At 35.4% G+C, this 17520-nt stretch carries 15 protein-coding genes and 1 tRNA gene; 3 read left to right on the top strand and 13 right to left on the bottom strand.

What is annotated here, in order from left to right; all coding sequences use genetic code 11:
• Positions 1-87 precede the first annotated feature (87 nt).
• The 11 genes from I7822_RS14215 to I7822_RS14165 form a co-directional block, all read right to left on the bottom strand.
• Positions 88-1071 carry a siderophore ABC transporter substrate-binding protein gene (locus I7822_RS14215; RefSeq protein ID WP_207979244.1) on the bottom strand — a complete coding sequence of 328 codons (984 nt, stop codon included), beginning with the start codon at positions 1069-1071 and terminating at the stop codon, positions 88-90.
• A 142-nt stretch (positions 1072-1213) separates the two neighbouring features.
• A complete protein-coding gene (locus I7822_RS14210; RefSeq protein WP_207979242.1) occupies positions 1214-1972 on the bottom strand; it encodes an iron ABC transporter ATP-binding protein in 759 nt (252 codons plus the stop codon).
• Positions 1966-2907 carry an iron chelate uptake ABC transporter family permease subunit gene (locus tag I7822_RS14205; RefSeq protein ID WP_207979239.1) on the bottom strand — a complete coding sequence of 314 codons (942 nt, stop codon included), beginning with the start codon at positions 2905-2907 and terminating at the stop codon, positions 1966-1968. Before I7822_RS14205 ends, I7822_RS14210 begins: the two co-directional genes overlap by 7 nt.
• Positions 2900-3850: an ABC transporter permease gene (locus I7822_RS14200; RefSeq protein WP_207979238.1), complete on the bottom strand. Its 951-nt coding sequence runs from the start codon at positions 3848-3850 to the stop codon at positions 2900-2902. Before I7822_RS14200 ends, I7822_RS14205 begins: the two co-directional genes overlap by 8 nt.
• Before the next feature lie 495 nt (positions 3851-4345).
• A complete protein-coding gene (locus I7822_RS14195; RefSeq protein WP_207979236.1) occupies positions 4346-4735 on the bottom strand; it encodes a hypothetical protein in 390 nt (129 codons plus the stop codon).
• 393 nt (positions 4736-5128) lie between these two features.
• Positions 5129-6121 (bottom strand): L-glyceraldehyde 3-phosphate reductase, encoded by a 993-nt coding sequence (gene mgrA, locus I7822_RS14190; RefSeq protein ID WP_207979234.1) that lies wholly within the window; start codon positions 6119-6121, stop codon positions 5129-5131.
• Between the two features lie 117 nt (positions 6122-6238).
• Positions 6239-7570: a hemolysin family protein gene (locus I7822_RS14185; RefSeq protein WP_207979232.1), complete on the bottom strand. Its 1332-nt coding sequence runs from the start codon at positions 7568-7570 to the stop codon at positions 6239-6241.
• A 357-nt stretch (positions 7571-7927) separates the two neighbouring features.
• Positions 7928-9103, bottom strand: a complete 1176-nt coding sequence (yhbH, locus tag I7822_RS14180) for a sporulation protein YhbH (protein ID WP_207979230.1) — start codon at positions 9101-9103, stop codon at positions 7928-7930.
• 445 nt (positions 9104-9548) lie between these two features.
• The gene (locus tag I7822_RS14175; RefSeq protein WP_207979228.1) at positions 9549-11444 is read right to left on the bottom strand and encodes a PrkA family serine protein kinase; all 1896 of its coding nucleotides are present in this window, start codon (positions 11442-11444) and stop codon (positions 9549-9551) included.
• Positions 11445-11845: 401 nt separating this feature from the next.
• Positions 11846-12328: a tRNA (uridine(34)/cytosine(34)/5-carboxymethylaminomethyluridine(34)-2'-O)-methyltransferase TrmL gene (gene trmL / locus I7822_RS14170; protein ID WP_207979226.1), complete on the bottom strand. Its 483-nt coding sequence runs from the start codon at positions 12326-12328 to the stop codon at positions 11846-11848.
• A 58-nt stretch (positions 12329-12386) separates the two neighbouring features.
• Entirely contained in the window at positions 12387-13268 is an 882-nt protein-coding gene (locus tag I7822_RS14165; RefSeq protein WP_243459480.1) for an amidase domain-containing protein, read from the bottom strand.
• 184 nt (positions 13269-13452) lie between these two features.
• Between I7822_RS14165 and mscL the strand changes: the two genes are divergently transcribed.
• Positions 13453-13812 carry a large-conductance mechanosensitive channel protein MscL gene (gene mscL, locus I7822_RS14160; RefSeq protein WP_207979216.1) on the top strand — a complete coding sequence of 120 codons (360 nt, stop codon included), beginning with the start codon at positions 13453-13455 and terminating at the stop codon, positions 13810-13812.
• A 31-nt stretch (positions 13813-13843) separates the two neighbouring features.
• Here the strand turns inward: mscL and queG are convergent, their stop codons facing one another.
• On the bottom strand, positions 13844-15019 hold the full coding sequence (gene queG, locus I7822_RS14155) for a tRNA epoxyqueuosine(34) reductase QueG (protein WP_207979214.1): 1176 nt from the start codon (positions 15017-15019) through the stop codon (positions 13844-13846).
• A gap of 97 nt (positions 15020-15116) precedes the next feature.
• Here queG and I7822_RS14150 point away from each other — a divergent pair, with 97 nt between their 5' ends.
• Positions 15117-15779, top strand: coding sequence for a B3/B4 domain-containing protein (locus I7822_RS14150; RefSeq protein WP_207979207.1), 663 nt, complete (start codon positions 15117-15119; stop codon positions 15777-15779).
• Between the two features lie 104 nt (positions 15780-15883).
• Here I7822_RS14150 and I7822_RS14145 read toward each other — a convergent pair.
• Positions 15884-15957 (bottom strand) — tRNA-Gly (locus tag I7822_RS14145).
• 592 nt (positions 15958-16549) lie between these two features.
• Between I7822_RS14145 and manA the strand changes: the two genes are divergently transcribed.
• Positions 16550-17497 (top strand): mannose-6-phosphate isomerase, class I, encoded by a 948-nt coding sequence (manA, locus tag I7822_RS14140; RefSeq protein ID WP_207979205.1) that lies wholly within the window; start codon positions 16550-16552, stop codon positions 17495-17497.
• The last annotated feature ends 23 nt before the right edge of the window (positions 17498-17520 follow it).

The following is a 17520-nucleotide window of genomic DNA, read 5'->3' as shown; positions in this document are numbered from 1 at the left end:
GCTTATCCACAGTTCAAGAATTTTATAATTTCCTAAACGACAAGAAAAACAGTGGACCATTTTGGTTCCACTGTTTTTCTCCTAACCTTATTTTAATCCTGTTTCTACTTCTTTTACCATCTCATTTACAGAAACTAATCCGCCGCCAGATAAATACCATACCGCTGGATCTAGATAAACAATGTTATCATTTTTATAAGCTTTTGTGCCTTTAATTAATTCATTTTCTAAAGCTTCCTCTGCAGATGTCTCACCACCTGCCACCGCTGTACGATCGACAACAAATAGATAATCTGGGTCTTTTTCAACAATGTATTCGAATGTTACCTTTTGTCCGTGTGTAGAGGCTTCAATTCCATCATCAACTGCTGGGACACCCATTACATCATGGATAATTCCAAAGCGTGAGCCAGACCCATATGCACTAATAGCACCATCATTTAAAAGAATAACAAGTGCATTTTTATCAGCAGCAGCATCTCCTACTGAAGTAATTGTTTCCTTAATTGCTGTAATTTCTTTCTCTACATCTTCTTGTTTGTTAAAGATTTGACCAATTGTGTTCATGTTTCCTTCAAAAGATTTCATATATTTCGTTGTATCTACACCAAGGTAGATAGTTGGTGCAATTTCTGATAATTCTTCATAGAAATCACTTTGTCTGCCGGAAATAATAATTAAATCAGGAGCAACTTCACTTAATTTTTCATAATCAATTTCTTTCAGACTTCCTACATTCGTATAATCTTCACTTGTATATTTTGATAAATAGTCTGGAACATTATCTTGTGGAAGACCTGCAACTTCAATACCTAGTTTGTCTAAAGTATCAAGAACCCCAAAGTCAAAAACTACGACTTTTTCTGGATTTGTCATTAACGTTGTTTCACCTAATTCATGTGTGATTGTAATTTCTTCACTCTCTGCTTCAGCACCTTCTGTTGTATCCTCAGAAGCAGCTTCAGTTGATGCTTCTTTTGCCTTAGGCTCTTCACTTGTTGTTTCTGCTCCACAAGCAGCAAGTACGAAAATAAATAATGCTGTCATTAATAATGTTACTAATTTCTTCATTACTATCACCTCATAAATTTTTTTATTATAGATTTTGCATCTGAAGTTACGACAATTAACAATAATAATCATTATCACTATGACTGTTAAAATAAAGGGGTTTCCCCCATTCATTGACTACAAAACAAAATCGTTATTACCATTAAGAAAAATAAACACAGATTTTTTGGCCATTAATTGTCTGCACAGGAATATCCATATCATAGATTTCCTTTAGAACTTCGGTATCCATTATTTCATCCTTTGTTCCATCTCTTACTACCTTGCCATCCTTTAAACCAACAATATAATCTGAATAACAGGATGCAAAGTTAATATCATGTAGGACAATCACTACTGTTTTTCCAAGCTCATCTACAAGTTTTCGCAAATTTTTCATGATCTGCACAGAATGCTTCATATCTAAGTTATTTAGTGGTTCGTCTAGTAAGACATATTCTGTATTTTGTGCGATAACCATTGCGATATAGGCTCTTTGTCTCTGCCCTCCACTTAAATGGTCTAAAAAGCGTTCTTGTAGATCATCTAGTCCCATATAAGCAATAGCTTCATCGACAGCCTCCCAGTCTTCATCTGTTAGGCGACCTTGAGAATATGGGAAACGTCCAAAGGCAACGAGTTCCCTTACAGTTAAACGAATATTGATTGAATTCGCCTGCTTCAAAATTGAAATTTGCTTTGCAAGATCATTTGTTTTTACATTTTGAATATTTTGATCACCTATATATATTTCACCTTCATCCACCTTGATAAGCCGACTGATACCAGATAGAAGTGTACTTTTACCAGCACCGTTTGGACCAATGAATGAAGTAATCTTCCCTTTTGCAATCTTAACAGAAACATCATCTACTACTGTTTTCTGTCCATATTTCTTCGTTGCTTTTTTTACCTCTACCATGATCGATTCTCCTTTAATAGTAGATAGATAAAATACACGCCTCCTATAAAATTAACAATAACGCTAACTGTTGTTGAGAACGTAAATATCTTTTCTACGATGAATTGACCACCTACTAAAGCCAAAATACTAATTAAGATTGAGCCCATAATTAAGTGTTTATGCTTGTAAGTTTTATAGAATTCGTGTGTCACATTGACAACCAGTAGTCCTAAAAATGTAATCGGACCGACTAAAGCAGTTGAAATAGCGATCAAAATCGCCACAACGATTAATAACTTTTTCACTACTAAATCGTAGTCTACCCCTAAATTAATCGCATGCTCTCTCCCTAATGAAAGCACATCTAAATATTTATGGTTAGGTAGATAATAGATGATAGCTAATGCCATTAAAATTACCGAAATCACTAGAAGGTCTGTTTGTATATTATTAAAGCTAGCAAACATTCTTGATTGCACCATTAAAAATTCATTTGGATCAATCAATATTTGCATAAATTCTGATAGGCTTCCGAATAATGTTCCAATAATTATGCCAATTAACAATAGAAAATAAATATTTTCTTCCCGCTTGAACAAGAACCCAAATAATAATGTTGAGAAAATAACCATTAATACGACGCCAAGTAGAAAGTTAACATAATCATTTAAGATAAAAAATGACATCGAACCAGCAATAAAGATAATAATAGTTTGTAAGAGTATGTATAAGGCATCAAGGCCAATAATACTTGGTGTTAAGATTCTATTATTTGTTATCGTTTGAAAGATAATTGTTGAAAAGGCGATGGCAGCACCTGTAACGATGATAGCTGCAACCTTTGTAACTCTTCTAGGGAGGACATAATCCATATTTGGCCCGATATCGTAAAAGATAAAGCACGCTACTGCAATTATGACCATTCCTAATAGTATCAGTGTCTTCTTACGCATATGCCCTTCTCCTCATTAACAAGTACACAAAAATCACACTTCCGAGCACACCGACAATAACACTCACAGATATTTCGTATGGGAAGATAATGATTCGACCAATGATGTCGCAAAATAATACGAATACTGCTCCTAACAGCGCTGTTTCTGGCAAACTCTTTCTTAAATGATCACCTCGGTAAATACTGACGATATTTGGAACGATCAATCCGAGGAATGGAATTACCCCGACTGTTAACACAACACTAGTTGTGATAAGCGCCACAATTACCAGACCAATATTAACAATTTTTCGATAATGAAGGCCAAGATTTTTTGAAAAATCCTCACCCATACCTGCAACTGTAAATTTATTTGCAAATAGATATGCCAAGATAACGAACGGAATCGTTATGTATAAAAGCTCGTATCTTCCTTTCATAATGAGTGAGAAATCACCATGAAGCCATGATCCAATATTTTGAATAAGGTCATGTTTATACGCAAAGAAGGTGGTGATCGAGCCTATAATATTACCAAACATAAGTCCGACAAGTGGAATAAAAATTGTATCTTTAAATTTAATTTTGTCTAATATTTTCATAAATAGAAACGTACCGACAAGGGCAAATATAAAGGCAACAATCATTTTCTGAATGGGACTCGCAGAAGTAAATAACAGCATTGATACTAGTACACCTAATCTTGCAGAATCCATTGTACCTGCTGTTGTAGGTGAAACAAACTTATTTCTCGTTAGCTGTTGCATGATGAGACCACATATACTCATGCTGACTCCTGCAATAATAAGACTAATTAATCTAGGTAATCGGCTTAACAGTAAGATTTTTGTATTTTCATCTGTTAATTGAAGTAAATCCTTCGGAGTTAAATCAATGACACCTATAAAAATTGAGCAGCAAGATAGTAGAAACAGTGCAATACATAAATATAATTTTGACATATCTAACATCCCTTGAAAAATGGTTGCGTGCTAATTATGATAATCATTATCATTTGCATGTAAAAAAATATACCTGCTTTTATGTGCAAGTTCTATTTTCAAGAATCTGTGTTAATGAGATTGATTATCAACTTCAGTATTTAATGTATCACAAAAAATAAAAAGTGAAAAGGATTATTTTCCAATTATTTTTATTTGTTTCAACACCTTCATAAAATGTCCACATTTTGATTCTTTACCCTTGCTACTAGGAACAAAAGCGCAAGCGCCTTGAACAGCCCCAGGCAAATAAGACGCTCATGAATAGAAGGTGTTTTTTACCTTCAATTCATGAGTGGCTGTAGACCCAAGAGGGGCTTGGCGCTGGAGCTGGATGCCTAGCACTTATCCACAGTACTAGAATTTTATAATTTAAACGATAAATAAAAACAACGCTACTTAGAGCGTTGCCTTTATTCACTAACCTAATAATAGTTCAATTAAGTCCTTATTAATTTAGAGTTTATTGATTAATTGCCTAATAGCTTCAGATATTTCGATGTCTTTTTCCTTACAGTATTGGGTGAGTTTATCATAAGCTTCCTCATCAAGTCGCACATTAATTGTACGATTAAATTTGTCAGAATCTAATTTTTTGGGCCGTCCCCTCGCAATTTTCCTCTTGCCTATTTCATCCTTCCAAACCGTAATGACTACATAACCATGCTTTTCTATCCAATGATCACAATCATTTTCTTTCCACATTTTATTTGCTCTTTCTTTAAATTCTGTTTTAAATGTGGATAATTTTTCATCCTTTAGTCCTCTCATAACTGCCTTTTCCATAGCCTTATGCTTAATAAATTGCTGAAATTGTTCATATGATGTAAATGTTAATTCCTTCATATTCCCTCCACAAAATACACCTGATAGAAAAATCATACCCCTTCTTTTTTAAGATTGCAAAATGATTATTAAAAAGAAAAGCCAAGCTCGAGTTTTCTATCTTCCTCTAACTAAAAATATATATAAAAGGATTGATCCAAAACTTTAACCTAGTATAACAATTCCCATCTGAACAGCCGTATCTTCTACCTAATACTTTTGATGGTTCATCACGCCGTTTTACGAGGATGTCTCATCTTTTTTCTCTGAGATCTCGCCAAATTTCACTTTTATCTCGTCGTTTCGTAAGAATGAGCAGGAAAGAGCCAAAAAAGCTGACTAAAACAATTAGATCTTCAAAACTAGTGAAGTCTAAGTATGATAGTCAGCCATTAATCATCTTATAGATTGAAATTATTTTTTTAGTATCTCTTCTATTCTAGCTAATTCTTCTGCAGTAAATTCAAGGTTATTTAGTGCAGCAACATTCTCTTCGATCTGGCTCACCTTACTAGCACCGATGAGAGCCGAAGTAACACGTCCTTCGCGAAGGACCCAAGCCAATGCCATTTGGGCTAGGTTTTGTCCTCGTTCTACAGCAAGCTCATTTAATAGACTTACACGATTTAATACTTGGTCTGTGACTCTATCTTTATCTAAGTAAGTATTAGCCTTGGCTGCTCGTGAATCAGATGGAATGCCTGAGATATATTTATTTGTTAATAGCCCTTGTTCCAATGGGCAGAATGCGATTGATCCTACTCCATTTTCAGATAATACATCCTGTAGGCCATCCTCAATCCAACGATTAAACATGGAATAACTAGGCTGGTGGATTAGTAAAGGTGTTCCTAGGTTGTTTAAAATTTTAACTGCTTCAGCTGTTTGGACCGCATCATAGCTTGAAATCCCAACATATAATGCCTTCCCTTGTCGAACAATTTGATCAAGGGCTCCCATTGTTTCTTCCAAAGGAGTGTTTGGATCAGGACGATGAGAATAAAACACATCAACATAGTCTAGTCCCATACGTTTTAAGCTTTGGTCAAGACTTGCAATTAGGTATTTTTTTGATCCCCATTCACCATATGGACCATCCCACATGTGGTATCCAGCCTTCGTTGAAATCACCATCTCATCCCTATAAGGAGCAAAATCTGTTTTCATTATCTTTCCAAACATTTCTTCTGCACTACCTGGTGGTGGTCCATAGTTGTTCGCTAAATCAAAATGGGTAATTCCCAAATCGAAGGCTTTGCGCAACATCGCTCTTCCATTTTCATATGGATCTACTCCACCAAAGTTATGCCATAACCCTAATGAAATAGCAGGTAATAACAAACCAGAATTTCCAACTCGATTATATTTCATATCACGATATCGATCTTTATTAGCATAGTACGTCATATGTATCCCCTTTCATTTCGAACGTCAATGTTCATTTTACATATGTCTTAAGATTTTTACTACTAAAATGCCTAAAACCAACTCCATATTTCAGAAATTGGTTTCAGGCATTTTAATTTATTCACTTTCTTCTATTTCACCTTTTTCTAATTCTGATACCCTCAGAAGCATAATTCGTTTATCATCCATTTTTTCTACTTTAAATAAAATGTTTTCAAATTCAACTTCAGGTTTTTCATGTTCATTAGGTATATATCCTAACTGTCCAATAACAAAACCACTTAATGTATCAACATCTTCCGTTGGGAAATTGATATTTAATAAATCTTCCACAACATAAAGATTTGTCATTCCAGGAATTAGATATGTCTTGTCATCAAGCTCCAAAATCTCTTCTTCATCTAAACCTCGATCATCATATTCATCAAAGATATTCCCGACAATCTCTTCAATAACATCTTCAATTGTCACGACTCCATCTGTTCCCCCATATTCATCAATAGCAATCGCCATATGAATATTATTCATTTGCATTTCTTTAAATAGTTCATCTATCCGTTTTGATTCTAAAACAAAATAGGGTTCCCTGAGTAATTCTTTTAAGTTATAAGTTTGTTCATCACAATTTTCAACAAACTGAATTAAATCTTTAACATGTAATATCCCAACAATATGATCAATTTTATCTTCATAAACCGGAAACCTTGTATATTTTTCAATATTCACTAAGCGTACAGTCTCTAGTAAAGAATAATTAAAGGGAATAGCAATAATATTTGTCCGATGTGTCATAATATCTGATACTGTTTTATTATCTAATTCAAAGATATTATTAATCATCATTTTTTCAGTTTCTTGGATGGTACCTCTTTCTTTCCCAACGTCAACCATCATCCGTATTTCTTCTTCGGTTACATTTTCATCATCTGCATTTGGATCTACTCCAAATAGTCGAACGATAAAATTTGTTGATAATGTCAATAATTTAACAAATGGTGATGATACTCTAGATAAAATCGTTAAAGGCATAACAGCAAACATTGAGATTGCTTCTGCCTTTTGTAATGCCAGTCGCTTAGGTACGAGCTCACCTAAAACTAAAGTAAAATAGGATAAAACTAGTGTAATCACAATAACTGAAATGGTACCTAATAATTCCTCAGTGATCGGAACACCCATTTCATGTAATGTTTTTGCTAACCTTCCTGCAAAGCTTTCTGCTGCAAATGCACTTGCTAAAAACCCGGCAAGTGTGATTCCAATTTGAATTGTAGCTAAAAAACGACTAGGTTCTGATAGGAGACTATAGAGCATTTTCGCTTTTTTATCTCCAGTTTCTGCCATTATCCTAACTTTATTATCGTTTAATGAGATCAATGCGATTTCAGATGCTGCAAAAAAGGCATTTAAAATAATTAGGACTCCTAATATCAATAGTTCTGTTGCCAATAAAACCAACCTCCGGAGTTAATAAAGAAAAATAAGTTGTTATTTATTCCTAATATTTTTTATTATCATGCCCTAAAATTATCTTTTTTGTAAGGAAGATATTTCTGAATTACTTATGAAATGCCTGAATTCCTAAACGATGAACAAAAGCGCAAGCGCCTTGAACAGCCTCGGGCAAATAAGACGCTCATGAATAGAAGGTGTTTTTTACCTTCAATTCATGAGTGGCTGTAGACCCAAGAGTGGCTAGGCGCTGGAGCTGGATGCCTAGCGCTTATCCACAGTACTAGAATTTTATAATTTCCTAAACATAAATAAAGCCCTGCTCAAAATAAAATGAGTCAGGGCCTTTTCTAACTATGCATATAATTTATTCTCATCATCTTTTCTAAAGAAACTCGTCATTGCTTGGAAAACATCTGCTTTTTGCTTGAGGATGTAGTAGCGGAACTTCTCATCATTGATATTTTTATATGCGGACATTAAGGTTGAGTGGCGATTATACTGATTAACTTCACCATAACCAAATATATTGGAAACCTTCATAAGTTCCCCGACTAATTTCACACATCTCGCATTGTCTGAAGTTAAATTATCGCCGTCTGAAAAATGGAATGGATAGATATTATAGCGTGATGGGTTATATTTTTCTTCTATAACCTCAAGTGCTTTTCGGTAAGCGGATGAACAGATTGTTCCACCACTCTCACCTTTTGAGAAGAAATCATCCTCTGTGACAACTTTAGCCTCAGTGTGATGGGCAATAAACTCGATATCAACTTTCTCATATTTTGTTCTTAAGAATCTTGTCATCCAGAAGAAAAAGCTTCTTGCCATATATTTTTCCCAGAGACCCATCGATCCACTAGTGTCCATCATGGCAATTACGACAGCCTTTGATTCAGGTTTAACAACTTCATTCCAAGTTTTATATTTTAAATCCTCAGGAAAAATCGGATGAAAATTTGATTTTCCTGACATTGCATTCCGTTTATAAGCGGCAAGCATTGTTCGTTTTTTATCAATATTACCCATTAATCCTGTACGTCTAATATCATTAAATTCAATATCCTCAATGACAATATTGTCTCGTTCCTTTTGCTTTAAATTTGGAAGCTCCAACTCTTTAAAGAGTGCTGCTTCTAGCTCTAAAATAGATACTTCAGCCTCATAATAATCTTCTCCTGCTTGATCTCCTGCTCCCTGACCTTTTCCAGGACCCTTCGCATCTGCCTGTGAGCCATCTCTCGCTACAACATCGCCGACTTTACTTTCTCCATCTCCTTGGCCAACATGCTTATTCTTATCATAGTTATAACGAATTTTATATTCGTCCAGTGAACGAATTGGAATTTTCACAACATCCTTCCCATTAGACATAACAATACTTTCTTCTGTAATGAGATCTGGAAGGTTGTTGCGAATCGCTTCTTGTACTTTTTCTTGATGGCGTGTTTGATCATCCTGGCCTTTACGATGGAGGGTCCAATCTTCTTGTGAAATAACAAAATTTTGTTCTTCTTTACCTGACATATAAACAATTCCCCCTCCAATAATTTTTTTGAAAAAAGAGTCACATAACATGAATTTTTAGCATACATTAACGTGGATGAATAAATTCCGTACCCAATCAGTCTTGTATTTCATTGGATTACTCTATCCTATGCGAAAGATTCGATTTATTGACAAATAATTTAGAAAATAAATATGGAATCAATTAAAATGAGACAAGTCCCTAGTCATTGAAGTTCAAGGGTTCTTTGTTAACCATGGTCTCAAATAAAATACATATGTAATGTATTCTTTCCCTTTGTTGGACTAGCCCGTTTAAGTCATAGAATCTGGAAACAAAAGCTTAACTCACTAATCTTTATCAATAAAAGATTCTAAGACAACCAGATAAGTGAAAGTAGTTTCTTTCCTTCTATAAGGGGCAAAAAGCTGACAATCGTAAAATTGTCAGCCCGTCATTCCCTTTTTATCTATTTAATAAGCTACCTACATAACGCAATAAGTCATTAGCTGAGGTTGAGTTATATCCATGCTCATCAATTAGACGTGCGACAACCTCATTGATCTTCTTAAGCTGCTGTTCATCAGGTGTCTTCGAAGACGTTGTAATTTTAACAACATCTTTTAAGTCAGCAAAAAGCTTCTTCTGGATTGCTTCACGTAAACGCTCATGTGAATTGTAATCAAATCTCTTTCCTTTACGTGCATATGCTGAGATTCGAATAAGAATTTCTTCGCGGAACGCTTTTTTCGCATTTTCCGAAATACCTATTTGTTCTTCAATTGAACGCATTAGTTTCTCATCTGGATTCATTTCTTCACCAGTTAATGGGTCACGAAGCTTGTTTTTATTACAATAAGCTTCCACATTATCTAAGTAGTTATCCATTAGCGTTTTTGCTGATTCTTCATAAGAGTAGACAAAAGCTTTTTGAACTTCTTTTTTCGCCATATCATCATATAGCTTACGTGCTACTGAAATGAAGTTTAAGTATTTCTCACGATCTTCATTTGAGATTGATGCATGTTGATCAAGGCCTTCTTTAAGTGCACGTAATACATCAAGTGCATTAATAGAAGGTACTTCCTTACGAATAATTGTTGATGAAATACGATTAATGACATAACGCGGATCGATGCCTGACATACCTTCATCATTGTATTCTTTTTGAAGTTCAACGAGATCAACAGAATTAAAGCCTTCGACACTTTCTCCATCATATAATCTCATTTTCTTAACGAGATCAATATCACCACGTTTCGGATCCTTCAAACGTGTTAAGATCGTAAACATAGCTGCTACTTTTAACGTATGTGGTGCAATATGAACATCTGATACATCACTTTCGTTTATCATCTTTTCATAAATGCGCTCTTCCTCTGTCACTTTTAAATTATAAGGAACAGGCATGACGATAATTCTAGAATGAAGAGCTTCATTCTTTTTATTTGAAATAAATGAACGATATTCCGTTTCATTTGTATGTGCTACGATTAATTCATCTGCAGAGATTAATGCAAAACGACCTGCCTTGAAATTACCTTCTTGAGTTAAGGAAAGCAAATGCCAGAGAAATTTCTCATCACATTTAAGCATCTCTTGGAACTCCATCATACCTCGATTCGCTTTATTTAACTCACCGTCAAAGCGATATGCACGCGGGTCTGACTCTGATCCATATTCTGCTATCGTTGAAAAATCAATGCTTCCTGTTAAGTCAGCAATATCTTGAGACTTTGGATCTGATGGACTAAATGTTCCAATCCCTGCGCGTTTGTCCTCGGAAAGAAATACACGTTCAACTCTGACATCTTCAATTCGTCCGCCATACTCTTCTTCTAAACGCATCACATTTAACGGTGAAAGATTTCCTTCAATTCGAATCCCATATTCATCATAAAAGTCTTCACGTAAATGATGTGGAATCAGGTGCAATGGATCTTCATGCATTGGACAGCCTTTAATCGCATAAACAGCGCCTCTATCTGTTAACGAGTATGTTTCTAATCCCCTTTTGAGCATGGTAACAAGTGTTGACTTACCACCACTTACTGGACCCATTAATAGTAAAATACGCTTTCTAACATCTAATCTTTTTGCCGCAGGATGGAAATACTCCTCGACTAATCGTTCTAGTGCATTTTCTAACCCATACAGCTGGTGATCAAAAAACTTATATGTTCGTTTACCATCAACCTCTTCAATCCCAGCATCTCTAATCATATTGTAAACCCTTGAATGAGCTGATTGTGCAACCCAAGGCTTTTCCTTAACAATGTCCAAATATTCTACGAAGGTTCCTTCCCACTTTAAACGTTGCTCATCTTCCCTATACTTTTCAATTTTCTTTAAAATATCCATAAGGACCTCCCCCATCATTGGTCGTAGTTGTAAAAAACTCGTGCAGATTAATACACTTTATGCGAGGATGTCCTTTAACATTCTTCTAAGATGTTAAAAAGCTTCCTACAACCTACGACATTGGAGATATTTTTTTGAAAAAAGTTGTTACACATTCACATCACAAATTGAATGAGTTATAATGAAACTAGCTATGTAAGGGTACTCTACACATATATTCTTCATTCTTCCATACTAGAAGTATTGAATGATCCTTAGGAGGTACATCAATGAACTTTTTATTAGTTATTGGCGTTAGCTTAGCGTTTTTAACAGCTATTTTCACTGCAGGATATGAAAGCAAGCCAGGCGTAAAAAAATAAAAAATAGCCCCCAGTACCTAGTGTACAAGGGGCTATTTTTTATTTTAAACCAGGATAATCTTGTTGTCTTAATGCTTCATAAATTAAAATTGCTGCTGTATTGGATAGATTCAACGAGCGGACATGCTCTGTCATCGGCAAACGTAAGCATCTATCCATATTTGCCTCAATTAAATCCTTAGGTAGTCCTGTTGTCTCTCTTCCGAATACGAAGAAATAATCCTTCTCTACGTTACTATAATCAAATGTTGTATGTGGCTTTTGGCCAAATTTTGTTAAGTAGAAAAATTCTCCACCAGCGTAAGTTTCAAATAATTCGTCCAATGAATCATGATAAACGACATTTACATATTCCCAATAGTCTAATCCTGCTCGTTTTAACATTTTATCATCCGTAGAAAAACCTAATGGACGGATCAAATGAAGAGTTGTGTTTGTTGCTGCACAAGAACGCGCAATATTCCCTGTATTTGCAGGAATTTCTGGTTGATATAATACTACGTGTAAAGCCAAATTTTTCACCTCAACTATTTATTAGAAAAGCGCAAGCGCCCGTTTTTACTACAACATTATACCATTGTTATTTCGAACTCGTATCATCAATGATTCGAAAAAATGTGTACTTTATGTTTGGTGTATATGCAGTAGAATCTTCATATGACCAATAACGCATGCGACTATTATAAGTTTGCGCATTCACAAGCGGCATATTCTCTTTATCCTTTGCTACAACAAAGGTTGTGTGATCATAACGGCCATCACCTTGAAAATCATAACATATAACATCACCTGGCATTAATTGTTCAGCATTGTCGACCATTTCTGCCCTTAATCCAGCCTTTGAATGGATAAAAAAATTTCTCATCGCATTTGCTACAGACCAACTATAACTCCATTTGTTACTTTGCATCCACCATCCCGAGGAAGGATTTGGATACCCTCGCATTGAAGCACCGCCTGCATGGAGACATTGAGAAATAAAGTTGGTACAATTCACTTCAAAATTTTTATAGATTGAATTGGTACTATTCCACCATCGCTCTGCATATTGAACAGCTGCAAGCCGATCATAAATAAAAGAATCCTTGCTTCGTGGTTCTTCAATTTGAATGTCAGATTCAACCACATTTTCATGATTATCAATCATTCGGTCTTCAACTAACTCATCTCGATAAAAACGAGCCATACGCTGCTCGATTCGTTCCTCTAAATAAAAAGAATCTTGTTGTTTAATTAACCATTTGAAGTGACATATATACAATGCATCCTTTAGATCCTGAGATTGCTCTTCCACCTTCGTAATTCTTACTTGAGCACTTCCTTTTACAACCTCTGTTTTCCTATTTTCACTTGAAAGAAGTTTGCGTTCAATCGCCTGAAGTTCATGATCATTTCGATCAGTATTTCGCATCTTTTTATTAATCAGCATCTGAAGCTTCAGTTCATTTAATTCTGCGATCATTTGTTTCAACGTCCTCACCACCATCCTATATTTACTACAAGGTATGTAAATGGTGAATAGAAATGTCGATAAAATGTTTTTTAGACACTATTACTTTAGGAAAGGGTATAGAACATCCGTCTGATTGTTTTCACCCAATTTAACAATTATACTAAGGATTACTAAATAATAGAGGTGAACTTAGATGTTACAAGAATTTAAAAAATTTGCATTAAAAGGAAATGTATTAGATTTAGCTGTTGCAGTTGTCATTGGAGCTGCTTTCGGTAAAATTGTTACATCCCTTGTAAATGATATCATTACGCCAATTATTGGACTGCTTATGGGAGGAGTCAATTTTAGCCACCTATCTTACTCAGTCATTAAATATGGAGCGTTTATTCAATCAGTTATTGATTTTTTCATTATTGCCTTTTCAATCTTTTTGGTCGTTCGTTTCTTTAATCGATTTAAAAAGAAGGAAGAAGCTGCAGCTCCAGTAGTAGATACGAAAGAAGAACTTTTAAAGGAAATAAGAGATTTATTAAAAGAATCGAATAAGTAGACAACCTTAAATGATAAGAAACAGGCTCAATTCACGACTTCCGTGAATTGAGCCTGTTTGATTCATCCATATCATTTCCTCCCAAAAAAGCCAATCCTTTATTAACTTCTTCTCTCACTTCTTCATCCTTCTCATTCTCGTAGGCCTTATGCAGCTCTTTTTCAACATCTGCCCCACCGATTTTCCCAATTGCCCATGCAGCAGTCCCACGAATTACGGGTCTTGAATCATGGTGCATCAAGTCAATTAAGTCTGGAACTGCAGTTGTGTCCTTAAAATGTGCTAGTGCCAAGATCGCATTCCGTTGTAATGGCTTTTTCCCTCTCCACGATCCAGAAATATGACCATATTTCTCTTTAAAATCCCGATTACTAATTTTAAGCAGTGGTTTTAATTTCGGCTTGGCGATTTCTGGATCTGGCTCCATTTCTTCGTGAAAATGAAAGTCCTTCCCCTTATTAACCGGGCAAACTGTTTGGCAGGTATCACAACCATAAATACGGTTTCCTATTTTTGACCGATATTCGTCAGGTAAAAACCCTTTTGTTTGTGTTAGAAACGCAATACATTTTGACGAATCAAGCTGACCACCTTGAACAAGTGCACCAGTTGGGCAAACATCTAAGCATTTTGTACAGCTTCCACATTGATCCTCCATCGGCGTGTCAGGAGGGAAAGGAAAATTCGTTATCATTTCTCCTAAATAAACATAAGAACCAAATTCAGGAGTTATTATGGAGCAATTTTTGCCACTCCAACCAATTCCAGCCCGTTCTGCAACAGCTCTATCTGAAAGTTCACCTGTATCAACCATCGATTTAATTTGAATATCAGGCACCTTTTCTCTTAAGAAGGCCTCTAATTTACTTAATCTATCACGTAATACAGTATGATAATCCTGTCCCCATGAAGCACGGCAAAAAATTCCCCGTCTATCCTCTCTCGTACTTTTAGGGGCATTTTTCATCTTAGAAGGGTAAGCTAGAGCGATTGATATAATTGAACTTGCTTTCGGTAAAAGTTTTACAGGTGTGACCCGTTTCTCTATGTCTGACTCCTCAAACCCAGATTGAAATCCTTGCTCCTGCTGTGTGATGAGGCGTTGTTTTAGTTCTTCAAACATATTTGCACTAGTAAATCCAATTTTATCTATGCCAATCTCTTTACTATATTCAATGACTTCTTTTTTTAATTGCTCGATATTCATAGCTTTTCCCTCCCTTCTTTCTCTATCAAGCAGATCTAACGTTTCAACCCTCTTATTATGGTAAAATAACAGCACTACCATTGTGGAGGTAAAAATAATGGAAATTCTAATTAGTGATGAATTAAAGCAATTAGTACCTGAATTTAAAATCGGAGTCGTTCATTATCAAGATATACAGGTTTCCGACTCTCCTCAAATGCTTATGGGTCGATTACGATTGTTTCAAGAATCCTTATACTTTGATTATGCAGATCAAAAAGTCTCTGATATCCCAGCAATTAATGAATGGAGAAAACTATTTAAAACAATTGGTACCGATCCAAACCGTTACCGTCCATCTAATGAGGCGCTATATCGTCGTGTGCAAAAACAACAATATTTACATACAGTAAACTCAGCAGTTGATATGAATAACTTTTTATCCCTTCAATACAAAATTCCTTTAGGAATTTATGATGTTAGCTATCTCGATGGAGATGTTGTAATCAAAATAGGCAATGAACAGGACTCGTATATTGCTATTAATGAGCGTGAGGTGTCTTTATCAAAGAAACTAGTATCCGCTGATCAACACGGAGCTTTCGGAAGTCCTTATGTTGATTCAAAACGAACAGCTGTTACATCTGACACAACTCAAGCACTTCATCTTATCTATTTTCAGCCTTCACTTCAAAAAGATGAGGCGATTAATCTATTACAAGCATTATCAAATATGTTCACACAAATACATGGTGGTACAGCTGAGTTTAGTGTCATTTGATTGGGTGCTTAAAAGCATCCTACTTTTTATTTTTACATAATAAAAAACGCAATGCATCGTTTATCTAAGAAACGAAACACTGCGTTGCACCCGATTATTATGTATGGAGCGGGTGAAGGGAATCGAACCCTCATCATCAGCTTGGAAGGCTGAGGTTTTACCACTAAACTACACCCGCAAGAACACGTTTTAAATTATAACAAGCTTCGCAACAATAATCAACATTATTCTTATATAAATTTGTCGAACGTTGTCGATGGAAGTCGGAAAAGTTACTTAATTAGTATATAACCTGTACAACTATTAATCAAGATGTTTTTTAAAAATTTCTTTTACTATCTACTAAGGTAAAGAACAAAAGCGTAAGCGCCTTGATCAGCCTCAGGCAAATAGGATGATTTAGAATAGAGGCGTTCTTTGCCTTCAATTCTAAATTAGCTTATGACCTCGAGGGGCTAGGTGCTGGAGCTGGATGTCGTGCGCTTATCCACAGTACAAGAATTTTAGAATTTCCTAAACGAGAACAAAAGCGCAAGCGCCTTGAACAGTCTTGGGCAAATAAGACGCTTAAGAATAGAAGGTGTTCTTTACCTTCAATTCTTAAGTGGCTGTAAACCCAAGAGGGGCTAGGCGTTGGAGCTGGATGTCGTGCGCTTATCCACAGTACAAGAATTTTAGAATTTCCTAAGCAAGAACTAAAAAGATTATGCATTTTGAAATTTTTATCATAAAATAGACTAGGTAAAAATGAATAAGGAGGAATTAACGTTTTGAGTAATGAACCACTTTTTTTTAAGCCAATTTTTAAAGATAGAATATGGGGTGGAACACAGCTTACATCCTTTCATTATAATATCCCCACTGAGACTACAGGTGAATGCTGGGCTTTTTCTGCACATCCTAATGGACAGAGTGTTGTTAAGAACGGTCAATATGAAGGTGTAACCTTAGGTGAACTTTGGGAGAAGCACCGAGATCTATTTGGAAATATTGCCGGCGATCGCTTCCCACTATTAACGAAAATCCTTGATGCCAACCAAGATTTATCTGTTCAAGTTCATCCTAATGACGAGTATGCTAGAGTCCACGAAAATGGCGAACTAGGAAAAACAGAATGCTGGTATATTATTGATTGTGAAGAAGGCGCTGAAATTATTTATGGTCATCACGCACAAACAAAAGAAGAATTAATTAGTATGATTGAAAAAGGTGAATGGGATCAACTTTTACGAAGAGTAAAAATCAAGCCTGGCGACTTCTTCTTCGTCCCAAGTGGCACGATTCACGCAATCGGAGCTGGAACGATCATACTAGAAACACAGCAAAATTCTGATACAACGTATCGTGTTTTTGATTTTAACCGTAAAGACGCTGAAGGAAACCTACGTGAACTACATATTGAAAAAAGCATTGAAGTAACCGAAACACCATCTTCACATACAAAGGTTTCACCGGAAACAAAACAAATTGATGGTGTGGAAATTACAACATATATAGAGTGTCCTTATTTTACTGTACAAAAATGGAATCTTTCAGGTACAGCCTCTCTAATACAAGAAAAACCATTCACTTTGGTTAGTGTTATTGATGGTGAAGGAGAATTAGTTCACCAAGGTACAACATATAGCTTTAGAAAAGGTGATCATTTCTTGTTACCAAATGAGTTTGGTGAATTTACCCTTAAAGGTAACGCTGATTTAATTGCATCATATTTATAAGCAGAGTAGTATGTATTGGTTTG

This window comes from Metabacillus bambusae, from assembly GCF_017497975.1.
Lineage (GTDB): Bacteria > Bacillota > Bacilli > Bacillales > Bacillaceae > Metabacillus > Metabacillus bambusae.
The sequence above is the reverse complement of the archived record's forward strand: the minus strand, read 5'-3'. Positions and strand labels throughout refer to the sequence as shown.